The organism is Gemmobacter aquaticus (assembly GCF_007859075.1).
Classification (GTDB): Bacteria; Pseudomonadota; Alphaproteobacteria; order Rhodobacterales; family Rhodobacteraceae; genus Gemmobacter; species Gemmobacter aquaticus.
Genome location: NZ_VOAK01000011.1, coordinates 722,900 through 743,291, shown reverse-complemented (window position 1 = coordinate 743,291; position 20,392 = coordinate 722,900). Strand labels below are relative to the sequence as shown.

Below are 20,392 nucleotides of genomic sequence, written 5' to 3'. Positions count from 1 at the left end.
GATTTGCAATCCGCTGCGTAACCTCTCCGCCAACCCGCCGTTCCTTCGAGGTGAGACGCGTTTAGCCCGCATCGTTGGCAAGCGCAAGAGGCGCCTCTCAACAAAGCGCGCGCCATGCTTTCTATGGTGGCTGTTTCCAGGCCTCGAGAATAGCCCGCAGCACTGAAAACCAAGCCAGAAGAACCTGAACTTCATAAGAAAATCGCCCGCAGAGCACTGCAGGCGATTCCCTCTGTCTCGTCCAATTGACCGCCCTGCGGAGGCAGGTCAGAACAACTCGCTTCCGGGCTGCGCCGAATGGCTGAGCGCGCCCATCACATAGCCCGCGACCGAGCGGAAGCAGACAACGGTAAAGCCCGTTTCATCCTGCCAGAACGCGCCTGCCACCTGCGCAATGCGGGTGCGACGCAGCTCTCCCTTTTCAAGCGCCGCCAGATCGGCGGGGGCAAGCTTTGACAAGACCTCGGACGCACGATCACCCTCGATGCGGAACACCGCGCGGGCGTCCGAGACATCGACAGCCAGATGGTGCTGATCGGCAAGCTTTTCCGCCAGCGTCGCAAGCGCGGCCTTCACATCGGTATAGGGCAGGACCAGCAGATACTCATCCGGGCTCATCCAGCCGGCAGCCTTCTCGCCCTTCACCTCGATCCGGCGCTGTTTGGGCATCGCCGTTCCGGTGACGGCCTTGATCGCCGCGGACAGGCCCTTGACCTCGGGTTTGGCGCGCAGGGTGATCATGCCCAGCGGGCCGATCTCGCGGACACGCGCGAAGCCGTCAAAGCTGGCCCCACCAAGGGCGCTGACAACGGGGATATTGGCAACCTCAGACATTCTGCTTTTCCCCTTCCTTGTCATAGAACACCGGGTCGACGATCCGGACCTGTTGGGTCGTGCCATCGAGCTTGGTCATCTCGATCACCTCGCCCAGGCGGGAGAGGCCGCCCTTGACCAACCCCATCGCGATGCCCTTGTTCAGGGTCGGCGAGAAGTAGGTTGAGGTGACCCTGCCTTGCGTATTGCGCTGGCCATTGGCGTTGAACCCCGGCGCAGGCGCGTAGGCACCGTCCTGAATGACCGAGCCATCCAGCGTCTCGAGCCCCACCAGTTTCCACCGGTCTGGGCTGGCGAGATAGGGCCGCTCCTGCCCGCGCTTGCCGAGATAGTCGTCCTTCTTCTTGGAAATCGCCCAGCCAAGGTTGAGATCCTGCGGGATCACCGTTCCATCGGTTTCATCGCCGATCATGATGAAGCCCTTCTCGGCGCGCAGGACGTGCAGCCCTTCGGTGCCATAGGGCATCATGCCGAATTCGGCGCCGACTGCGACGAGGGCATCCCAGAAGGCGCGGCCTTCCGAGGCCGGGACCGCGATCTCGTAGCTAAGCTCGCCCGAGAACGAAATCCGGTAGGCCCGCACACGGAAGCCGCCCAGCACACCGTCGGCCCAGGTCATGAAGGGCAGCGCCTCTTTCGAGACATCCATGCCACCCAGCTTTTCCAGCACCTTGCGCGCATTGGGGCCAACCACGGCGATCTGCGCGAATTGCTCGGTCACGTTAGCGGTATAGACCTGCCAGTCCCACCACTCGCACTGCAGCCAGTCTTCCATCCAGGCGTGGATGCGATCCGACCCGCCCGAGGTGGTGTGGCAAAGCCATGTATCCTCGTCGATGCGTGCCACCACGCCGTCGTCCGAGAGGAAGCCCTGCTCGTTGCACATCAGGCCATAGCGGCACTTGCCGATGGCGAGGTTCGACATGACGTTGGTGTAAAGCATGTCGAGGAAGCGGCCCGCATCCGGCCCCTTGACGATGATCTTGCCAAGGGTCGAGGCATCCAGCAGGCCCACGTTGCTGCGGGTATTGCGCACCTCTCGGTGCACCGCTTGCTCATGCGTCTCACCGGGGCGCGGGTAGCAATAGGGGCGCTGCCACAGGCCCACCGGTTCCATATAGGCGTTCTGGGCAAGGTGCCAGTCGTGCATCGGGCTGCGACGCAGCGGCTGGAAGATCTCGCCCCGTGCCTCACCCGCCAGCGCACCGATGGTGACCGGCGTATAGGGCGGACGGAAGGTGGTGGTTCCGACCTGCGGGATGGGCGAGGACAGGCTATCAGCCAGAACGGCCAGGCCGTTGATATTGCTGAGCTTGCCCTGATCGGTTGCCATGCCAAGCGTGGTGTAACGTTTGGTATGCTCGACAGAGGTATAGCCCTCACGCGCGGCAAGCTGGACGTCGCTGACCTTCACGTCGTTCTGATAGTCGAGCCACATCTTCATGCGCAGTTGCACCGGGGCGCCCTGCGGCATGACCCAGATCGGCTCCAATGCCGCCTCAGCCGGACCATTGGCTGCGGGCACCGCGCCGCCACCTGCGGCCTCGGTCGCGTCGGCCAGCACTTCGGCGGTAGCAAGCACGCCAGAGGCGCAGCCTGCGGTTTGCACAAGTGCCGAGCCGTCATGGTTCAGCGGCGGGCGGGCCTTGTCGGGGGTGAACTGGGCTTGCGCATCGTCCCACTTCAACTTGCCGCCGCAATGGCTCCACAGATGGACCACCGGGGACCAGCCGCCAGACATGGCAACCGCATCGCAGGCGATCTCTTCAAGAACGGCGCCCTGCCCGGCTTGCGCACAGATTGCGACACCCGTGACCCGCTTGCCGCCCTTGACCTTGGCGATGGCGCGCCCGGCCTCCACCCGGATGCCCATTGCGCGGGCACGGGCAGGCAGATCGCCGGTCACGCTGGCGCGGGCGTCCAGGATCACCGGAACCTCGAGCCCCGCCTCTTTCAGGGCGATGGCGGTGCGATAGGCATCGTCGTTGTTGGTGACGACCACGGTACGGTCACCGGGCGCCACGGCCCAGTTGATCACGTAGTCGCGCACCGCCGAGGCGAGCATCACGCCGGGAATATCGTTGCCCGCAAACGAGAGCGGGCGTTCGATTGCGCCGGTTGCCGCGATGATCTGGCCCGCGCGAAGCCGCCACAGGCGATGCCGGGGACGCCCGTCGCCGGGCGTATGGTCGGCAACCTTTTCGTCGCACAGCACATAGCCATGGTCATAGGACCCTGCCGCCATGCAGCGGCTGCGAATCGTGACGTTCGCCATGCCCTCAAGCGCTTGCAGCGCAGACTTCACCCAAGCCTCGGCAGGCTGGCCGTCGATCTCGGCCCCGTCAACGACGGCGCGGCCTCCCCAATGGGCGGTCTGTTCGACCAGCCACACGCGCTTGCCCGCACGGCCAGCGGTCAGCGCAGCCTGAAGGCCCGCGATGCCACCACCCACGACAAGGATGTCGCAGAAGGCATAGGCCTGCTCATAGCGGTCGGCGTCACGCTCTTTCGGAACCTTCCCCAGACCCGCCGACTGCCGCACGACCGGCTCAAACACATGCTTCCATGCGAAGCGTGGATGGATGAAGGTCTTGTAGTAGAACCCCGCCGGCAGGAAGCGCGCCGCATAGTTGTTCACCACGCCCACGTCGAACTCGAGGCTCGGCCAGTGGTTCTGCGAGGTGCAGGTGAGCCCGTCGAAAAGCTCGGTCGTGGTTGTGCGTTGGTTCGGCTCGAACCGGCCGCCCTCACCCATGTTCACCAGCGCGTTCGGCTCTTCGGCGCCACTGGCGACGATGCCGCGCGGGCGGTGATACTTGAAGCTGCGCCCGACCAGCATCTGGTCATTGGCGAGCAGCGCTGCCGCCAGCGTATCGCCCCGGTAGCCGCGCAGGCGCTTGCCGTTGAAGGTGAATTCCTGCGGTGCGGTCCGGTCGATCAGCCGGCCACCCTTTGAAAGACGGGTGCTCATTTGTACCCTTTCCAGTCAGGCCGCTTGGCCTTGATCTTGTCGATGATGTCGGCGGGCGGCTCGGTGGTCTGCGCGGGATAGGTGCCAAACACCTCGAGCGTTGCGGTGCAGCGCGCGGCGAGGAACCACTTGCCGCAGCCATAGCTGTGGCGCCAGCGTTCGAAATGCACACCCTTGGGGTTCTTGCGGGCGAACATGTAGTTCTCGAAATCCTCGTCCGAGGATCCGGGGCCGAAACGCTTCAGATGCGCCTCGCCGCCCGGCGAGAGTTCGGTTTCTTCGGCCTTCACGCCGCAATAGGGGCATTCAAGGATCAGCATGTGCGGGCCTCTGCTTTGCGGGTGTTATGGGGGCCTTGCCCCCAAACCCCCAGGGTATTTGTGCCAAGAGGAATAGAGGACATCAGTGGGCCACCCCGGCAGCCACCGATTCATCGATGAACTGGCCTTCGCGGAAGCGCCACATGTTGAATTCGGCCGCAAGGGGTCCAGGCTCGCCCTTGGCCATCAACTCGGCCATCGCCCAACCCGAGCCGGGGATCGCCTTGAAGCCGCCGGTGCCCCAGCCACAGTTGATGAAGCAGTTGCCAAGCGGCGTTTTCGAGATGATGGGAGAGCGGTCGCCCGTCATGTCGACGATGCCGCCCCATTGGCGCAGCATCTTGAGCCGGCTGATCATCGGGAAGGTCTCGACCAGCGCGCGCAGGGTTTCCTCGATGTGGTGGAAGCTGCCGCGTTGGGTGAAGTTGTTGAACCCGTCGGTGCCGCCGCCGATGACCATCTCGCCCTTGTCGGATTGCGACATGTAGCCATGCACTGTGTTGGCCATCACGACCACATCCATGCAAGGTTTGATCGGCTCAGAGACCAGCGCCTGCAGGGCGAGGGATTCGACCGGCAGGCGGAACCCGGCCATATCGGCGACCTGACCCGAATGGCCCGCGACGACGATGCCCAGCTTCTTGCAGCCGATGAAGCCGCGGGTCGTCTCGACCCCCTTCACCACACCATTTTCTGAGCGCACGCCGGTGACTTCGGTTTGCTGGATGATGTCCATGCCCATGGCAGAGCAGGCCCGCGCATAGCCCCAGGCGACCGCGTCATGCCGTGCGGTGCCGCCCCGCGCCTGATATAGCGCGCCGAGAACCGGATAGCGCGGCCCGTCGATATTGATGATCGGAACCAGTTCCTTGACCTTTTCCGGGCCGATCCATTCGGTCTTGACGCCCTGGAGGTTGTTGGCGTGGACCGTGCGCAGGTAGCCGCGCACCTCATGGTGGGTCTGCGCCAGCATCAACAGGCCGCGCGGGCTGAACATCACGTTGTAGTTCAGATCCTGGCTCAGATCCTCGTAAAGGCTGAGCGCCTTGTTGTAGATCGCGGCAGAGGGGTCCTGCAAATAGTTCGACCGGATGATCGTGGTGTTGCGGCCGGTGTTGCCGCCGCCCAGCCAGCCCTTTTCGATCACCGCCACATTGGTGATGCCGAAGTTCTTGCCAAGGTAATAGGCGGTCGCAAGTCCGTGTCCGCCCGCGCCGATGATGATGGCATCATAAGAGGCCTTGGGCGCGGGAGAGCGCCAGGCCTTTTCCCATCCCTGATGGTAGCGCATGGCCTCACGGGCGATGGCAAAGACCGAGTATCGTTTCATGGGTGTTCAACTCCCGCTTCGGGTATGCCGACAAAGATGCCGTGGACCACAAAATGTTCCGCCGCGCGCAGCGGCACAATCGGGAAAATTGCGACATTGCGTCGAAATCGGGCGCCGGGGCAGTTCATGACATTTCGTGATCGCCTCTGCGACGAAGGCGCACTTTCGGAGACGGCGCCGAAAGGTTAGATGGGTGCGACGGCACCTGGGAGACGGCTCATGACGGTATTCTGGATCACGGCAGGGGCTTTGCTCGTTGCCTCGGCTATCGCGATGATGATCGCGCTGCGCCGGGGTGTGCCAGATGCAGATACCGCCGGCGCGGCTGACCTGCGGGTCTATCGCGACCAGTTGGCCGAGATCGAGCGCGACGCCGCGCGCGGCACGATTCCCGCCGATGAGGCGGCCCGCCTGCGGGTCGAGGTGTCACGGCGCATCCTTGAGGCCGACAAGAACGCCAGGTTTTCCGGGGCCGGTCTGACGCAGCGGGGCACCGTTGTCGCCGCCCTGCTGATCCTCGGCGCGCTGGCCGGGGCGGTGTCGCTGTATCTGACCATCGGCGCGCCGCGTTATCCCGACATGCCGCTCGTTGCGCGGATCGCCGAGGCTGACGTTGCCCGCGCCAACCGCCAGTCTCAGGCCGAGGCCGAGGCGGCAATCCCTGCCCCACCCCCAGCAACCGACGTCGATCCGCAATTCCTCGAGTTGATGGAGAAGTTGCGCGCCGCGACCAAGGACCGTCCTGATGACCTGCGTGGCCAGCAACTGCTGGCGCGCAATGAGGCACAGCTTGGCAACCTGCGGGCCGCCTGGGCCGCGCAAGAGGCGGTGATCCGGCTGAAGGGCGATCAAGCCACTGCTGCAGACTGGGAATTCCTGGCGCAACTGAAAATCTTTGCCGCCGGCGGATATGTCTCGCCCGAGGCCGAGGTGGCGCTGACCGAGGCGCTGCGCCGCGACCCTCGCGCCGAGGGCGCGCGCTACTTCTCGGGCCTGATGCTGATCCAGACAGGGCGACCGGACCTGGCCTTCCCGCTGTGGCGCGACGTTCTGGAAAGCGCTGCGCCCGACAGCCCCTGGGTCGATCCTATCCGCACCGATATCGCGGCGCTGGCCGAAGTGGCAGGCGTGCGCTACGAGCCCCCTGCTGCACCCATGGTCGCAGGCGCACCCGGCCCCGATGCCGCCTCGATGGCTGCCGCCGCCGACATGACCGATGCCGAGCGCGCCGAGATGGTCGCGGGCATGGTCGGGCAGCTTGACGCGCGGCTGACCGCAGAGGGCGGATCGCCCGAGGAGTGGGCGCGGCTTGTGTCGTCCTACGCGGTGATGGGCAAGCTCGAAGAGGCGCGCGGGGCGCTTGATCGCGCCCGTACCGCCTTGAAGGATCAGCCCGAAGCGGTGAAGATCGTCGAGGCAGCCGCCACTGACGCCGGGATCACGCCATGAGTTTTGAAGACGCCGCCGATTTCGTCGCCACGCTGCCACGCATGGGTGCGTTGGCGGGGCTGGATCTGGGGACCAAAACGATCGGCGTTGCGCTCTCGGACGTGATGCGAGGCGTTGCGACGCCAAGTCAGACCATCCGCCGTGAGAAGTTCACCAAAGACGCCGAGGCACTGCTGAAGATTCTGGCCGAACGGCAGGCCATCGGCATCGTGATCGGCCTGCCACGAAATATGGACGGCAGCGAAGGCCCGCGCGCGCAATCGACCCGCGCCTTCGTGCGCAATCTTGAGAAGCTGACACACCTTCCGGTGCTGTTCTGGGACGAGCGACTTTCAACAGTTGCCGCCGAGCGTGCGCTTCTGGAGGCGGATACGTCTCGCAAACGTCGCTCTGAGGTGATCGACCATGTGGCCGCCGGATTTATCCTGCAAGGCGCGCTGGATCGTCTGGCGCATCTGCGGCGGGAGGCAGACGGTGAGTGACGGACCCAGCGGAGATTGGCCCGATGGCAAGGCCTGGCCCCTTGGCGAGGTCTGGCGCCGCGACGAGATCGAGAGCCCCTGCGTGAAGATCTGCGTCATGCACCCCGCCGAAGGGATCTGCGTGGGCTGCATGCGCACACTGGCCGAGATCGGCGCCTGGTCCGCCATGACGTCTGAAGAGCGCCGCGCCATCATGATGGACCTACCGTCGCGCGCCCCGCGCCTGCGCAAGCGCCGGGGCGGTCGCGCGGGTCACATCACGGGCTGATCCGTTACCAGCCCGCCACCTTGCGCAGCATGTTCAGCGCGACCAGAACCAGAAACGCCGCAAACGCGCGCTTCAGGGGCTTGGGGTTCATCGCATGCGCCAGATGCACGCCAATCGGTGTGGTCAGAAGCGTCATCGCCACGATCACCGCGAAGGCCGGCAGGTTCACCGCACCCAGCGAAAGCGGCGGCGCGCCTTCGACCCGCATGGTCAGGAACCCGATGGCCGAGGGGATCGCGATGATCAGCCCAAAGCCCGATGCCGTTCCAACTGCGCGGTGAATGGGCATTCCGAACAGCGTCATCATCGGCACGCCAAAGGTGCCGCCCCCGATGCCCATCAGCACCGACAGAAGACCAAGCCCGCCACCCATGCCCCATTTCGCGGGGCCTTGCGGCAGCCGGTCGGCCAGATGCCAGTCGGCACGACCAAAGGCCATCCAGACGCCAGCCAGCAGGCCCAGAACACCGAATACCGCCTGAAGCGTCACCGATTTCAACTGCGATGCCAGCAGGAACCCGGCCACGGCACCGATGGCGATCGACGGCGCCCAACCCTTCAGCAGATCCCAATCCACCGCACCCTTGCGATCATGCGCCCGGACAGAACGCATCGCCGTCGCCATGATCGTGGCAAGTGATGTGCCCAGGCAGACCTGCATCAACTGCGGCCCGTCATAGCCGAGATGCGAGAATGTGTAGAAAAAGGCAGGAACCAGAACGATGCCGCCGCCGACACCCAAAAGGCCCGCGATCACACCGGCAATGCCACCGATGAACACAAGAAGCAGCAGCATCGGCAGCCAGGTGGCAAGATCGGTCATCATCCATTCCATTCCGGGAGTCGGGCAAAGGCTAGTGTGCCAAAGCGACAGGGTCCAGCCGTGGAATTGCGGGACCCTGTCGCGGGGCTCAGGCGAGGGCCGCAACCTCGGCCATAGCCTCATCCAACAGCCCGATTCCTGCGCCGGGGCGCGACACACCTTCGGACAGAACACGGCGCCAGCCACGTGCACCGGGACGCCCGGCAAAGAGGCCCAGCATATGCCGCGTGATCTGATGCAGCCGCCCGCCCTGTTCCAGATGCGCAGCGATATAGGGCTTCATCGCCTCGACCACCGAAAACGCATCGGGCGCGTGGTCATCCCCCCACAGCGCATCTGCACCGATCAGAACCTTGCCCGGCTCGTGATAGGCCGCGCGGCCCAGCATCACCCCGTCGAGCCCCTGATCGAGCAGCCCCCGCGCAACGTCCAGCGATGCGATGCCCCCATTGATGCAGATCACCAGTTCCGGGAAGCGCCGCTTCATCGCAACCACCAGCGGATAATCCAAAGGCGGAATTTCACGGTTCTCCTTGGGGGACAGCCCCTGCAGCCAGGCCTTGCGGGCGTGGACGATGAAATGCGTGACCCCTGCCCCGGCAACCGTCTCGATAAAGCGCGGCAGTATCTCGGCCGGGTTCTGGTCATCCACGCCGATGCGGCATTTGACGGTGACCGGCACATCGCTTTCGCGGATCATTGCCCGAACACAGTCGGCCACCAGCGGCGCGTTCTCCATCAGCACCGCGCCGAAGCAGCCCGATTGCACGCGGTCTGATGGGCAGCCGCAGTTCAGGTTGACCTCATCATAGCCCCAGGGCGCCGCAATCGCTGTGGCGCGTGCAAGTTCATCGGGGTCGGACCCGCCCAGTTGCAGCGCCACCGGATGTTCCGCCGTGCCAAAGTCCAGAAGCCTCGCCTTGGGCCCGTGGATGATCGCGGGCGCGGTCACCATCTCGGTATACAGCATCGCGCGACGCGTCATCAGACGATGGAAGTGACGGCAATGGCGATCCGTCCAATCCATCATCGGCGCAACCGACAGGCGATACGCGTCGCATGCGCTTGCTTTTGCTTTGTTTTCTTCGGTCTTGGTCACAAGTCGATCCGGGGGCTTCTACGTCATCCTTCGGCCAGCCTGTTCCTTGGGGTGCGGCTGCGTGCGCCCATCAGGCCCGAGCGGGCTGGCAAAGTTCCGCACTATCTCGCACAAAACGCGCCGGGATGCCACCGCAGCGCGCCAGCTGCTTCGATCAGATCACCCCTAGCAACACAAGGCCAACAAACACGCAGTTGACCGTCAGCAACAGACCGACGGCGAGAGAGCCCAGATCCTTGGCATCCTTGGCCGTTTGCGACCACTCGGGTGAGATGCGGTCGGTCAGCACTTCTATCGCGGTGTTCAGCGCCTCGACTGCGAGGACCAAGGCGAATAGTGCCGCAGCGACCAGCCAGTGCCACACCTCGACCCCGCGCAGCAGAAAGGCCAGCGCAACCACGATTGCCGCGACACATTCGAGCCGCGCCGCCGTCTCGGCCCAAAGGCGACGCAGACCCGCCAGCGAATACCCCGCAGCGTCAAGGATGTGGAGCAGGCCACCGCGCGGCGGCACAACGACGGGCGACGACATCTCACTCACCCCACGCATCATCCGGCCTCATGGGTGCGGCAGGCACTCGTAAGATCGAGTGCTGGAATGCGGGTCTTTGTCGCCACGTCCGCCAGACCCAGCATCGAGTGAAACAGGTTGTCATGGCTGATCGGCTGGTCCGCCTCCGCCCTCAGGCAATCGCCGTCAAGTTGCATCGCATCGCCAAACGCCTTGTCGAACCACAGCACCATTGGCACCTTTCTCTGCGTCTCGGGCGCCATGAAGAGGGGCGCGGCATGCAGGTAAAGACCGTTCTCGCCCAGAGACTCGCCATGGTCGGAAACATAGAGCATCGCTGTCAGCGCCTTGTCGCTACCCGACAGCATGTCGATCGCAGCACAGAGGACATGGTCGGTTTCGAGCATCGCATTGTCATAGGCGTTGACGATTTCCTCAACCTTGCAGTCGGAAAATTCGGCCGTCTGGCAATCGGGCTTGAAGACCGCGCGGTCCGCCGGATAGCGCAGATGATAGGCGGGGCCGTGATTGCCGATCATGTGCAGAACCAGCACGGTGTTCTGTTTGATCCCCGCAAGGGTCTGCTCGATCAGCGGCAGGAACACCTCGTCCCGACATTCGCCGTCACAGGCGGCAGGATCGATCAGCGTCTCGACCCTGTCCCAGCCGGTGCGGGTCGCGATGTGCTGATCGCCCGTGTTGTTGTCGATCCAGCGTATCGCAAATCCGGCACGCGCCATCACATCAAGCAGGTTCTCATGCCCGAGAAAGCGGTCGCGGGAATAGTCCGCCTGCGTAAAGGGCGAGAACATGCAGGGAAGTGACACAGCCGTCGACGTGCCGCAGGACGAGACATCGGTAAAGTTGATGACGTCGCGGGCGGCAAGCTCGGGCGTTGTTTGCCGGGCATATCCGTCCAGCCCGAAGTTCTGCGCCCGCGCGGTTTCGCCAACGAAGAACACCAGAAGCACGGGCTTCTTCGCCGCCGAAAGCAGCGGGCCTGGGGCCGCATCGGGTGCGACAGTCTGCACCGCCGCCGCTTCAGCCGCCATCTGCTGTTTGGCATAGCGCGCGAGTGCCCCGATGGTCGCGCCGGGTTGATACGAGGTCATCAGATCCTTCCGCTCGCGCAGAACGGCCGAGAATGTCTTGAAATCGGCAAAAAGCGCGCCGGTGAGCACAGCAAGCGAGACCATAATGCCCAACGGCCAGCGCCACAGGGTCTGCCAGCGCCCAACTCGCCGGATCCGGGGCAGGAACACCAGCGCTGCCGGCAGGATACCGGTAACAAGGACCGTCCGCACCGCGCCCGAGGTCATCAGGTGTGACGATTCGGTAAAGGTCGTCTCCAGCACATTACGCACCATTTCGCGATCGATCAGCACGCCAAACGCCCGCTCGTAGTAATTCGCGCTTGCCGAAAGCAGGATCAGCACGGCCGCCACGGGTTTTTGAAGCCGGCCGGGCCCAAAGAACTCGAGCGTGAGCACCGTCAGGGCAAAGATCGCCAATGAAAACAGCGCCATCTGCACCGGGTTATCGCCAAAGATCTCGCGCATGCGATGCCAGAACCCGGTATTGAGCGCGGCCATGACAAATCCGGCGACGATCAGGTTGAACGTGGTTTGAGTGACGGTCGGCCGCGGAAGGCGGATGGCGGTCAAAGTCGGAATGATCTGCTCTGGCATCTGACGTTTCGCTTTTCAGGAATGGCTTGGGTCCGGTCGGATCTGCGGCGCAGCCTTCGCAGCCGGACCTTGCGCCAACCTTACAAGGACGTCGAAAAAGCCCTCTCGCCGTTGGCAGGGCCATCGACTACAAGAGAGGCATGCGCCTGCTCTTGGTTGAAGATACGGACGAACTGGCCCAGTCGGTGATGCGGTTTCTGCGCGCCGAGGGACATGCAGTGGACCACGCCCCCGATGCCGCCACCGCTGCCGAGGCGATGGCGGTCGCGGAATACGCCTGCGTGATCCTTGACCTTGGCCTGCCGGATGGGTCGGGGCTCGATGTGCTGAAGGCGCGGCGCCGGGCGGGTGACCGGACGCCCGTATTGATCGCGACAGCGCGCGACCAGATCAGCGACCGGATCGCGGGTCTTGACGCCGGCGCCGACGACTATGTGGTTAAACCTTTCGACCTACACGAACTCTCGGCCCGCATTCGCGCCAATGCCCGCAGGGGTCAGGGCCTGCCCGAGACACGCATCGCGCTTGATGGGCTAGAGGTGGACCGCGCTGCCGGGCGCCTCTGGAAGGGCGGGCAAGAGTTGCGACTGACATCGCGCGAATGGGCGCTCTTTGATGCCCTGCTGGGCGCGCGTGGTCGCGTCTTGACCAAGGCCGCACTTGAAGAGGCCCTTTACGCCTTTGACGCCACGATCGAGGGGAACGCGGTCGAGGTCTACATCTCGCGCCTGCGCACGAAGCTCGGCCCATCTGTGATCGAGACGCGCCGCGGATTGGGCTACGTGCTGCCATGACACAGTCGCCCCGCCCCTGGTCGCTTCGCAAAAGACTGACGTGGCGGGTGGTGCTGCTGGTTCTGAGCGGGTGGATCGCAACCATCGTTCTGGCCGCCGTGGCGATGGATCATGAAATGAATGAGATGTTCGACCAGGAGCTTATGGCACTGGTCGAAACGACCGTCAGTTATCTCGACACTTCGGAAGGCGCGGGCATTCCCCGCGCCCTGGGCGTAGAAACCAGCAACGGCGAGCGTGTCCTGCGAATCCTCTCGCCCGATCAGACAGTCGCACCTGCGCCATGGGCGCCGCTTGCGACCGATGGCTTCCACGACGCGGCAGGCTGGCGGATCCTTCGGCGCACGGCAGAGGGTTCGGTCATCGAAGTCGCCCATTCGACCGGCTGGCGCCGTGAAGAGATGTTTGAGGCAGCTGAGGCCTTTCTCTATCTGGCGATCCCCCTTGTTCTTCTGCTGCTCTTTGGTCTGCGCCGGTTCGTGGCCCAGACCACGGCACCCGTGACCGCTTTGGCGAGTGCCGTGGCCGGGCGTCGACCGGATGACCTCTCGCCCGTTGGCAGCGGTGGCCTCCCGCAGGAACTCCGCCCGCTGGCCGAGGCGTTTGACGGCTATCTCGCCCGCATTGGCACCCTGCGAAAGGCCGAGCGCGACTTTGTGGCGAACGCCGCGCATGAGTTGCGCACCCCTCTGGCGGCCCTGCGTGGGCGGCTGGAACTGTCGTCCGACCCCGACGCGCTGGCGGCGGTCGATACGGTCGATGCGTTGACGCGCCGGGTTGAGCGGCTCTTGCAACTCGCGCGGCTAGAGGCGGGCGTGGGCATCGGGCGCGGCCCAAGCGATCTGCTGCGCATCCTCAGGCTTCTGATCGACGACTTGCGCCCGACCGGGCGCCACCCGATCCGCTTTGACGACAGCGACCTAGACCAGCTGATCGTGCCCAACGATGCCGATGCGCTGGCAATCCTTCTGCGCAACCTGCTGGAAAACGCGCTGGAGCATGGAACAGGCGAGGTGCGCATGCGCCTTGCCCCAAATGCCATGTTGACGATCGAGAACCCGACCACGCGCGACAGCCTGCCCCTCGAAAGGTTCGAACGTGGCGAGGGGTCGGACGGGTTGGGGTTGGGACTGTCGATCATCGACGCAATGGCGGATGCGATGCATGTGCCCATGACCCGCACGGTCAAGGATGGGCGCGTGCGCTACGAGTTGCACTTCGCCCTGCATCAACCGGAACGCCTGCCCGCCTGAGCGCGGCACGGCTGCGAAAAAGTGCAATTCTCTGAAATCCCTGCCCCGCTGTAAGGATGGTGCAAGGTTCAGTCGCAATGGTCGCCCTGCAACAAGAGAGCAGGAACACCATGCAGGTCGAATTCCTATCGTGGCACGATGCCGGATGGCAGGCTGCCGCGCGAATGATCGAGCATCACTTCGCCCGCGTTCACGGCGCGGCAATCAAGCTACCTCGGCTGCGTCTGGCCGTGGCACGGTCATCGCAAGGCGAAATTCTTGGCGCCGCAGGCACGCGCGACCACACGCAGGGTTTCTTTTCGCAGACCTACCTTGACCGCCCGCTGGCTGACGAAATCACCGACCGGGCCGGTTGGCCCGTGCGTGACGCCGACCTGATCGAGGTCGTCTCGATGGCCTGCCCGGCGCCCATGGCGACCTTGCCGCTGATCGAGGCGATCACAGCACAGGGCCGGATCGAAGGGCGAAGCTGGGGACTGTTCACCGCGACGGGCCCATTGATGCGACTGCTGCGCCGCACCGGCGTGCCGCTCATGCCCCTGGTGCAGGCGCGGCCAGACCGCGTGGCCGATGCATCGGTCTGGGGTCGCTATTATGACAGCGAGCCATGGGTTTGCGCGCTTCATGACGCAAGTCAGGGCCTGCACTTCATGCCACGTGGCGAGATTCAGCACGGAGCCCGCGTCGCATGAAGGCTGTGTTCGAGGCTTTGGCGCATCACGCGGTGATGCGTCCCGGTGACGTGGCCTTTGCGGATGGCGAGACCAGCATCACCTGGGCTGAACTTGCTTCCCGCGTGGCAGGTGCTGCAACGGTCCTCCGCAATGGGCCACGCGTGGTCGGGCTGCGCCTGAATGGCATCCCGATGGTCGTGGCGGATCTGGCCGCAACCCTTGCGGGTTGCCGTGTCGTGCCCGTGCCATGGTTCTTCTCGCCCGGACAGGTCCAGCATCTGCTGGCCGATTCGGGTGCAACGCTGCTTGAGGCGCTGCCGGCCGCAAGCGGTGGCACGCTCGACTATCCGGGTGGCGCGGATCGGGTGATCTACACCTCTGGAACAACGGGTCGCCCCAAGGGCGTGATCCTTGGCGACCGCCAGCTTGGCGCCCAGATCGACGCACTGTCCCGCGCCATCGCGCCCGGCCCGCAGGATCGCTACCTCTCGGTCCTGCCGCTTGCGCAACTCCTTGAACAGATCTGCGGCGTCTATCTGCCCATCGTGGCGGGGGCCACTTGCATCATAAGCCCCGAGGCCGGAGCGAGCATCTTCACCGGTGATGGCCGAACCCTCGCCACGGTCGCAGCACAGGTGCGCCCGACGGTGACGGTGCTTGCCCCGCGCCAGTTGACCCTGTGGGTCGCAGCGATCCGCGCGGGCGCCCCGGTGCCTGACAGTCTGCGGCTGGTCGCCGTGGGCGGCGCCCCCGTCTCACCCCGGCTGGTGGCCGAGGCGCGAGAGTTGGGATTGCCGGTGGCCGAAGGCTACGGTCTGTCCGAGGGCTGCTCGGTCGCGGCCCTCGCGCGGCCGGATGGCGATGGCATGATCCCCCTGCCCGGCGCCACCATCCGCATCGAGGCAGGCGAGATCGTCATCGACGGCCCCGCCGTCATGGATGGCTATCTTGGCCGCGCGCCGCAGGATGGCGCCTGGCATACCGGCGACATGGGCCGCCTGCAGGATGGACGCCTGACCGTTCTGGGCCGGCGCGACGGGATGATCTTGCGCGCCTCGGGCCGCAACATCGCCCCCGAATGGGTCGAGGCCGAAGCCTTGGCCGATCCCGCGATCCCGGTGGCGGCGCTCGTGCTGACTGGCGAGGACCAATTGGTTCTCGTGCTCGGCGCTGCCCGGCAGCCTGACCTTGCCGCGCTGCAGACCCGACTGGGCGCCTTGCCCGTCTATGCCCGCCCGGATGCCCTTCTGATCGTCGATCCACGCAGCGATGGGCTGATCCGCCCCTCGGGCACCGCCGACCGCCGCGTTGCGGCAGACCTCGTCGCCAGCAACCCGAGCGCCCTGATGGACCTTACACTTGCGGAGACCGCAGCATGAGCACCGTCATGATCACCGGAGCGGGGTCGGGCATTGGCCAGGCCCTCGCCGCCGAGGCCGACCGCCATGGGCACGACCTGATCCTTGTCGGGCGGCGGGCCGAGCCTTTGCGGGATACCGCCGGGCGCCTGTCGCGCCCGGCGCGCATCATCGACGCCGATATCACCACAGCCGAAGGCCGCGCCCGCATCTGCACCGAAACCGATCGGCTTGATATCCTGATCAACAATGCAGGCCAGGTTCCCGCAGGGGCGCTGGCCGATCTGGATGATGCGACCATTGCGGCGGCGATTGCGGTAAATGTCGCCGCCCCGATCTCGTTGACCCGCGACCTGCTGCCGCTTCTGACGACCGCGCGCGGACAGGTCGTCAACATGGGATCAGTCTTCGGGGATATCGGCTTTCCCTTCTTCACTGCCTATTCAGCAACCAAGTTCGCCTTGCGCGGGTTCTCCGAGGCGCTGCGGCGCGAGGTTGCCCCGCAAGGGATAGCCGTAACCTACATCGCCCCGAGGGCGACCCACACCCCGGCCATGGATAGCTTCCACGCACTCGTCGGCCCCATGGCGATGAGTGCCGACACGCCCGAGGCCGTGGCCCGCCACGCATGGGCCGCCATCGCCGCGCGCCGGCGTGATTCATACCCCCCCACCCGTGAGCGGCTGTTCGTTGCCCTGCAACGCCTGCGCCCGCGCATGATTGACCGCGCGCTGACGCGGCTGGCCCGCGACCCGCAGGTCATCGCCGCCGCGCGCGACCTAACGACCTGAAAAGGAGACCTTGATGAACTACAACATCCTGCGCCAGCGCGATTTCGGGCAAGGGCTGACCGATCCCGCCCTTGCAGACCGCATCCGCGGTGACCTGACCCGCGACGGCTGGACTCTGCTCCGCGGATTTCGCCCCGACATGGACGGCTTTGGCGATCTCGTCGGGCGGCTGTGTTCGCGCGTGACCTTCGATCCGGCGCGCAGCCATACGACGGACAAGACGCAGATGGTGGACGCGGGCCTTGGCCCCATCGGCCTGCATATCGAGAACGGCAATACCCCACGCTGCCCCGACATCGTCTGCTTCTTCGCCGAACGGGCAGCCTTTGAGGGCTCGCAAACCACCATCTGCGACGGTGTCGCGGTGTGGAATGGCTTCGATGACGCCCGCAAGGCGCGCTGGTCGCAAAAGATGACGGTCGAGCGCGTTCTGCCCGAGGCGCTGTGGAAGCGCTATCTGGCGAACGAGCATCCGGCGCTTTCCGACCCCTCTCAGGTCACGATGGAGCATGTGCTGCAGTTCCAGCAGGCCGTACCCGGACAGGCGTTCGAACTGCATGACGATGGCTCGTTGACCTATCGGCTGACGGTCGATCCGGTGCGCGGATCGGCTTTTGGCGGTGACACCCTTGGCTTTGCCAATGCGGTGCTTGGCCCCTCGCACAACTATCAGCCGCCGCGCTACCGGCTGGCCGACGGCAGCGAGGTCGGCACGGATGAAATCGAGGAAATCCGTGAGATCGCCGAGACCTGCACGCATGAAATCAACTGGCAGGATGGCGACATCGCCATTCTGGACAATACCCGCGTCATGCATGGCCGCCGCGCCATCGCCGACGCCAACCGCAACCTTTTCATCGGCATGGGGATGATCTGAAATGACCCGCACGAAACCCGCAATCCTGATTGCCGCGCTGGCGGCCATGATCGGTACCGGCGCAATCGCGGCTCCCAAGGCCAGCGTGCCCGAATCCGGCAAGCTGCAATTCGACGTGATCCGCAAGGGGCGCGACATCGGGGACTACACGCTCAAGTTCCGCGGCAAGGGTGATGATCTGACCGTTTCGGTCATGACCGATGTGATGGTGCGCGTGCCGGTCATTGGTGTCAGCGCCTATAACTTCAACCAGACGGGGACCGAGACCTGGAAGAACGGCAAGCTGGCTGCGATTGAGACGACAACCGACGACAACGGCACGCCGCACAGCATTCGACTGGGCGCAACAGCGCTGGTGCCGGCAAGCCTCTGGAGCGCCGATATCGTCAAATCGACCCAGATCCTGAACACCATCGATGGCAGCACCGACCGCATTTCCGTGCGCAATCTGGGAACCGAGACCGTCGAGACCGGGCATGGAGCGGTCCAGGCGCAGCACTTTGCCCTTAGCGGCGATCTTCAGCGTGAGCTTTGGTTTGCCGATGCCAAGCTGGTCCATGTTCGCTTTCAGGCGGACGACGGCTCGCAGATCGACTACGTGCTCAGGTAAACTGCCAGCGTATCGCAGGACGGGGCGGCCTGTCCTGCGAGATTTCACCTGCAGTCTTTTCCTGTCCAGCACCCGCGAAGGGGCGGACGGAGCGGTCCGCAGGCTTCGGTCATATGCTCCCTGAGAACCTGCACAGTTCATGCAGTTCACCTCGTAACGTGACTACATCACCGCCGGGGCTTCCACCGCCGACACAGATGGATTGATGCAACATCAAGACCCAAGTATTTGCGTGGGCCTATGGTTTTATTGACAGCGCGAGGCGCCGTCATGCACCATTGCGGAAAGGGTCTGCATCAACGCCTGTACAAACGCGCCGCGCATTCTGGACCCGAAAGATACCAATCGCATTTCGGAGTTGAGATGATGAAGCTTTCACCGATCGTGGCCGTGGCGCTGGCAGGACTGGCTACCGGTGCGGCGCCTGCAATGGCTCAGGACAGGGCCTGGGAATACGATGCCACGTTCTATCTGTTCGCCCCTGAGACCACGACCGGAATCGAGGGCCCGAACAGGTCGATCGAGGGCACGCTGAGCTTTAGCGACGCGCTCTCCAACCTCGACTTTGCCTTCATGGGGGCGTTCGGTGCCACCAATGGCCAGTGGAGTTTCCTCGCCGACTACATGTACACGGATCTGTCCTTCGAAAATTCGACGCCCGGCCCGGTCTTTGACGGTGTCGACACAGACCTCACGACCTCGATCGTGAACGTCTATGCCGCGTATCGGGTCTATGAGGACCCTTCGGTCAAGGTTGACGTTGCTGCGGGTCTTCGTTGGTTTGATACCGACACGCGCCTCTCGTTGGTGCCGTCGGTCTCGACTGGGCTGTCGGTGGATGAGGACTGGATCAACCCACTGGTCGGGATGCGCGCGCGGTTCCGGCTTGCCGATCGCTGGTCGGGCACCGTGTTCGTCGACTACGGCGGGTTCGATGGAGATGACGAGACCTGGCAAGCCATGCTGACGGCGGATTATGCCATCAACGACAGCTGGATGATCCGCGCGGGCTACCGCTATCTGACCGCTGACCACGAGGTGGATGACGGGCGCACCATGTCATTCACCCAGTCGGGACCAGTGATCGGCGTCACCTACCGCTTCTGATCGCGCAGGCGGTTGGCGCCTTAGCCAACCGCCGCTATCGTGTAATCGGGGCCACCCTCCCAGACCAGATCCCAGGACGCCCCGGGGCGGACGTTCTGGATCGCGTCGGGCACAAAGCAGACCAGACACCGCCCACCGGGCACCGGTGTCCGCACGGATGGGTAGATCAACCCACGTGATCCTGCCTGTCGCAGTTGCAATGCCAGAACCTGCCCCTGCGGGTAACCCACACCTGGGTCGGGATGCAGCGCCGGGTGGTCAGGCTCGTCCGTCAGGTCGTCAAACTGGCCGATGAAATCGGCCAGAATCTCGACATAGCGGGCGCGATCATGGAAGGTTCCAGCATAGCCCAGCTCACGCGTCCGGTGCCACGCCACCTCGGCTACCGAAACCATGACGTCCCAGGCGCAATACCAAGCACCACGTTCGTCGCTGTTGAAGCGGTTTCCGCCCTTGCGGGTATAGGTAAAGGCCGCATTCACATGGGTGTCACCATAGATGCGCAGATCACGACTGCGCCGCCGCCATGCCAGTTCGCGCGGATCAAGATGGGGGTTGCGCCCGCGCTCGGCCACCAGGCGTGCGCTGGTCATCCCCTCTATCATCGCGAGGATGGCAAGCTCTTCTTCGGTATCGACCAAACCGCGCAGCGCGGGCGGTTTATGATAGGTTGCAGGCAGAAGGCGCACGAGCGCACGATCCGAAAGCTCGGTTCGCTTCATGCCCCGCCCCGGAGCGCATCCAGATAGGTCCGCACCGCGAGGATCTGCGGCAGTCCGCCATCAATCGCAACGTCGATCGGCCGCGCCCCACCAAACAGTGGGCCGGTGTTGGGTCGGGTCATCCACGACTGCGAAAGCGGCGCCGAGAAGTAGAGCTCCAGTGCCTTGTAAATGCCGATGACCGCGCTCAGACGCAGAAGTTGATCCTTGGTCAGCTCTCCCGCAAAGCCGGGCTTTCGGGCGCGCTTCCACGTGCTCTCCGACATGTCGGCCAGCCCTGCCGCCTCTTTCTGTGCAAGCGACCAGGCATCGGCCACACGGGCATAGGCCTTCAGCGCAACGGCGGTGAGTTTGGCGGGTTCGGGGATTTGCGCGGCGATTTGCATGGGAACCTCCATGCAATCAATATGGTCCATATGAGCTGAATGTAA

The 20,392-nt window shown here is 64.5% G+C and carries 21 protein-coding genes; 11 read left to right on the top strand and 10 right to left on the bottom strand.

Going from position 1 to position 20,392, the window contains the following annotated elements; translation table 11 throughout:
• Nucleotides 1–267: 267 nt before the first annotated feature.
• The 4 genes from FQU74_RS05690 to FQU74_RS05675 form a co-directional block, all read right to left on the bottom strand.
• Complete coding sequence (locus tag FQU74_RS05690; RefSeq protein ID WP_146285447.1) at nucleotides 268–834, bottom strand: sarcosine oxidase subunit gamma; 567 nt, start codon at nucleotides 832–834, stop codon at nucleotides 268–270.
• The gene (locus tag FQU74_RS05685; RefSeq protein WP_146285446.1) at nucleotides 827–3,805 is read right to left on the bottom strand and encodes a sarcosine oxidase subunit alpha family protein; all 2,979 of its coding nucleotides are present in this window, start codon (nucleotides 3,803–3,805) and stop codon (nucleotides 827–829) included. The genes FQU74_RS05690 and FQU74_RS05685 overlap by 8 nt, the downstream gene beginning before the upstream one ends.
• On the bottom strand, nucleotides 3,802–4,125 hold the full coding sequence (locus FQU74_RS05680; protein WP_146285445.1) for a sarcosine oxidase subunit delta: 324 nt from the start codon (nucleotides 4,123–4,125) through the stop codon (nucleotides 3,802–3,804). The genes FQU74_RS05685 and FQU74_RS05680 overlap by 4 nt, the downstream gene beginning before the upstream one ends.
• Before the next feature lie 82 nt (nucleotides 4,126–4,207).
• Entirely contained in the window at nucleotides 4,208–5,455 is a 1,248-nt protein-coding gene (locus FQU74_RS05675; protein WP_146285444.1) for a sarcosine oxidase subunit beta family protein, read from the bottom strand.
• A 219-nt stretch (nucleotides 5,456–5,674) separates the two neighbouring features.
• Here FQU74_RS05675 and ccmI point away from each other — a divergent pair, with 219 nt between their 5' ends.
• From ccmI to FQU74_RS05660, 3 genes are read left to right on the top strand one after another with little or no spacing between them, the layout of a single operon-like run.
• Nucleotides 5,675–6,904, top strand: coding sequence for a c-type cytochrome biogenesis protein CcmI (gene ccmI, locus FQU74_RS05670; protein WP_146285443.1), 1,230 nt, complete (start codon nucleotides 5,675–5,677; stop codon nucleotides 6,902–6,904).
• Nucleotides 6,901–7,386: a Holliday junction resolvase RuvX gene (gene ruvX, locus FQU74_RS05665; RefSeq protein WP_146285442.1), complete on the top strand. Its 486-nt coding sequence runs from the start codon at nucleotides 6,901–6,903 to the stop codon at nucleotides 7,384–7,386. The genes ccmI and ruvX overlap by 4 nt, the downstream gene beginning before the upstream one ends.
• Complete coding sequence (locus tag FQU74_RS05660; protein ID WP_229704314.1) at nucleotides 7,379–7,654, top strand: DUF1289 domain-containing protein; 276 nt, start codon at nucleotides 7,379–7,381, stop codon at nucleotides 7,652–7,654. The genes ruvX and FQU74_RS05660 overlap by 8 nt, the downstream gene beginning before the upstream one ends.
• Nucleotides 7,655–7,658: 4 nt before the next feature.
• Here the strand turns inward: FQU74_RS05660 and FQU74_RS05655 are convergent, their stop codons facing one another.
• The 4 genes from FQU74_RS05655 to FQU74_RS05640 all read right to left on the bottom strand — a co-directional run bounded on the left by FQU74_RS05655 (nucleotide 7,659) and on the right by FQU74_RS05640 (nucleotide 11,775).
• Complete coding sequence (locus tag FQU74_RS05655; RefSeq protein WP_146285440.1) at nucleotides 7,659–8,477, bottom strand: sulfite exporter TauE/SafE family protein; 819 nt, start codon at nucleotides 8,475–8,477, stop codon at nucleotides 7,659–7,661.
• 88 nt (nucleotides 8,478–8,565) lie between these two features.
• On the bottom strand, nucleotides 8,566–9,576 hold the full coding sequence (gene dusA / locus FQU74_RS05650; RefSeq protein ID WP_146285439.1) for a tRNA dihydrouridine(20/20a) synthase DusA: 1,011 nt from the start codon (nucleotides 9,574–9,576) through the stop codon (nucleotides 8,566–8,568).
• Nucleotides 9,577–9,730: 154 nt separating this feature from the next.
• Nucleotides 9,731–10,108 carry a diacylglycerol kinase gene (locus FQU74_RS05645; RefSeq protein ID WP_146285438.1) on the bottom strand — a complete coding sequence of 126 codons (378 nt, stop codon included), beginning with the start codon at nucleotides 10,106–10,108 and terminating at the stop codon, nucleotides 9,731–9,733.
• Between the two features lie 17 nt (nucleotides 10,109–10,125).
• On the bottom strand, nucleotides 10,126–11,775 hold the full coding sequence (locus tag FQU74_RS05640; protein WP_146285437.1) for a phosphoethanolamine transferase: 1,650 nt from the start codon (nucleotides 11,773–11,775) through the stop codon (nucleotides 10,126–10,128).
• Between the two features lie 140 nt (nucleotides 11,776–11,915).
• On the opposite strand from FQU74_RS05640, the gene FQU74_RS05635 reads away from it, so the two are divergent.
• The 8 genes from FQU74_RS05635 (at nucleotide 11,916) to FQU74_RS05600 (ending at nucleotide 19,239) form a co-directional block, all read left to right on the top strand.
• Nucleotides 11,916–12,569 (top strand): response regulator, encoded by a 654-nt coding sequence (locus FQU74_RS05635; protein WP_146285436.1) that lies wholly within the window; start codon nucleotides 11,916–11,918, stop codon nucleotides 12,567–12,569.
• Complete coding sequence (locus tag FQU74_RS05630; protein WP_146285435.1) at nucleotides 12,566–13,822, top strand: histidine kinase dimerization/phospho-acceptor domain-containing protein; 1,257 nt, start codon at nucleotides 12,566–12,568, stop codon at nucleotides 13,820–13,822. Before FQU74_RS05635 ends, FQU74_RS05630 begins: the two co-directional genes overlap by 4 nt.
• Nucleotides 13,823–13,932: 110 nt before the next feature.
• Nucleotides 13,933–14,514: a thermostable hemolysin gene (locus tag FQU74_RS05625; RefSeq protein ID WP_158635534.1), complete on the top strand. Its 582-nt coding sequence runs from the start codon at nucleotides 13,933–13,935 to the stop codon at nucleotides 14,512–14,514.
• The gene (locus FQU74_RS05620; protein WP_146285433.1) at nucleotides 14,511–15,875 is read left to right on the top strand and encodes an AMP-binding protein; all 1,365 of its coding nucleotides are present in this window, start codon (nucleotides 14,511–14,513) and stop codon (nucleotides 15,873–15,875) included. Before FQU74_RS05625 ends, FQU74_RS05620 begins: the two co-directional genes overlap by 4 nt.
• Nucleotides 15,872–16,645, top strand: coding sequence for an SDR family NAD(P)-dependent oxidoreductase (locus FQU74_RS05615; RefSeq protein ID WP_146285432.1), 774 nt, complete (start codon nucleotides 15,872–15,874; stop codon nucleotides 16,643–16,645). The genes FQU74_RS05620 and FQU74_RS05615 overlap by 4 nt, the downstream gene beginning before the upstream one ends.
• Before the next feature lie 13 nt (nucleotides 16,646–16,658).
• Complete coding sequence (locus FQU74_RS05610) at nucleotides 16,659–17,522, top strand: TauD/TfdA family dioxygenase (protein ID WP_146285431.1); 864 nt, start codon at nucleotides 16,659–16,661, stop codon at nucleotides 17,520–17,522.
• A gap of 1 nt (nucleotide 17,523) precedes the next feature.
• Complete coding sequence (locus tag FQU74_RS05605; RefSeq protein WP_146285430.1) at nucleotides 17,524–18,132, top strand: DUF6134 family protein; 609 nt, start codon at nucleotides 17,524–17,526, stop codon at nucleotides 18,130–18,132.
• A gap of 363 nt (nucleotides 18,133–18,495) precedes the next feature.
• Entirely contained in the window at nucleotides 18,496–19,239 is a 744-nt protein-coding gene (locus FQU74_RS05600; RefSeq protein WP_229704317.1) for an outer membrane beta-barrel protein, read from the top strand.
• Nucleotides 19,240–19,259: 20 nt separating this feature from the next.
• Here the strand turns inward: FQU74_RS05600 and FQU74_RS05595 are convergent, their stop codons facing one another.
• Nucleotides 19,260–19,961, bottom strand: coding sequence for an RES family NAD+ phosphorylase (locus FQU74_RS05595; RefSeq protein WP_146285429.1), 702 nt, complete (start codon nucleotides 19,959–19,961; stop codon nucleotides 19,260–19,262).
• Nucleotides 19,958–20,347: an MbcA/ParS/Xre antitoxin family protein gene (locus FQU74_RS05590; protein WP_373288988.1), complete on the bottom strand. Its 390-nt coding sequence runs from the start codon at nucleotides 20,345–20,347 to the stop codon at nucleotides 19,958–19,960. The genes FQU74_RS05595 and FQU74_RS05590 overlap by 4 nt, the downstream gene beginning before the upstream one ends.
• Between the last annotated feature and the right edge of the window lie 45 nt (nucleotides 20,348–20,392).

What these genes read in the sequence shown, in the direction of transcription:
- FQU74_RS05690 (WP_146285447.1), bottom strand. Translation starts at nt 834, where the DNA reads ATGTCTGAGGTTGCCAATATCCCCGTTGTCAGCGCCCTTGGTGGGGCC.
- FQU74_RS05685 (WP_146285446.1), bottom strand. Translation starts at nt 3,805, where the DNA reads ATGAGCACCCGTCTTTCAAAGGGTGGCCGGCTGATCGACCGGACCGCA.
- FQU74_RS05680 (WP_146285445.1), bottom strand. Translation starts at nt 4,125, where the DNA reads ATGCTGATCCTTGAATGCCCCTATTGCGGCGTGAAGGCCGAAGAAACC.
- FQU74_RS05675 (WP_146285444.1), bottom strand. Translation starts at nt 5,455, where the DNA reads ATGAAACGATACTCGGTCTTTGCCATCGCCCGTGAGGCCATGCGCTAC.
- ccmI (WP_146285443.1), top strand. Translation starts at nt 5,675, where the DNA reads ATGACGGTATTCTGGATCACGGCAGGGGCTTTGCTCGTTGCCTCGGCT.
- ruvX (WP_146285442.1), top strand. Translation starts at nt 6,901, where the DNA reads ATGAGTTTTGAAGACGCCGCCGATTTCGTCGCCACGCTGCCACGCATG.
- FQU74_RS05655 (WP_146285440.1), bottom strand. Translation starts at nt 8,477, where the DNA reads ATGACCGATCTTGCCACCTGGCTGCCGATGCTGCTGCTTCTTGTGTTC.
- FQU74_RS05645 (WP_146285438.1), bottom strand. Translation starts at nt 10,108, where the DNA reads ATGTCGTCGCCCGTCGTTGTGCCGCCGCGCGGTGGCCTGCTCCACATC.
- FQU74_RS05640 (WP_146285437.1), bottom strand. Translation starts at nt 11,775, where the DNA reads ATGCCAGAGCAGATCATTCCGACTTTGACCGCCATCCGCCTTCCGCGG.
- FQU74_RS05635 (WP_146285436.1), top strand. Translation starts at nt 11,916, where the DNA reads ATGCGCCTGCTCTTGGTTGAAGATACGGACGAACTGGCCCAGTCGGTG.
- FQU74_RS05630 (WP_146285435.1), top strand. Translation starts at nt 12,566, where the DNA reads ATGACACAGTCGCCCCGCCCCTGGTCGCTTCGCAAAAGACTGACGTGG.
- FQU74_RS05625 (WP_158635534.1), top strand. Translation starts at nt 13,933, where the DNA reads ATGCAGGTCGAATTCCTATCGTGGCACGATGCCGGATGGCAGGCTGCC.
- FQU74_RS05620 (WP_146285433.1), top strand. Translation starts at nt 14,511, where the DNA reads ATGAAGGCTGTGTTCGAGGCTTTGGCGCATCACGCGGTGATGCGTCCC.
- FQU74_RS05615 (WP_146285432.1), top strand. Translation starts at nt 15,872, where the DNA reads ATGAGCACCGTCATGATCACCGGAGCGGGGTCGGGCATTGGCCAGGCC.
- FQU74_RS05610 (WP_146285431.1), top strand. Translation starts at nt 16,659, where the DNA reads ATGAACTACAACATCCTGCGCCAGCGCGATTTCGGGCAAGGGCTGACC.
- FQU74_RS05605 (WP_146285430.1), top strand. Translation starts at nt 17,524, where the DNA reads ATGACCCGCACGAAACCCGCAATCCTGATTGCCGCGCTGGCGGCCATG.
- FQU74_RS05600 (WP_229704317.1), top strand. Translation starts at nt 18,496, where the DNA reads ATGATGAAGCTTTCACCGATCGTGGCCGTGGCGCTGGCAGGACTGGCT.
- FQU74_RS05595 (WP_146285429.1), bottom strand. Translation starts at nt 19,961, where the DNA reads ATGAAGCGAACCGAGCTTTCGGATCGTGCGCTCGTGCGCCTTCTGCCT.
- FQU74_RS05590 (WP_373288988.1), bottom strand. Translation starts at nt 20,347, where the DNA reads ATGCAAATCGCCGCGCAAATCCCCGAACCCGCCAAACTCACCGCCGTT.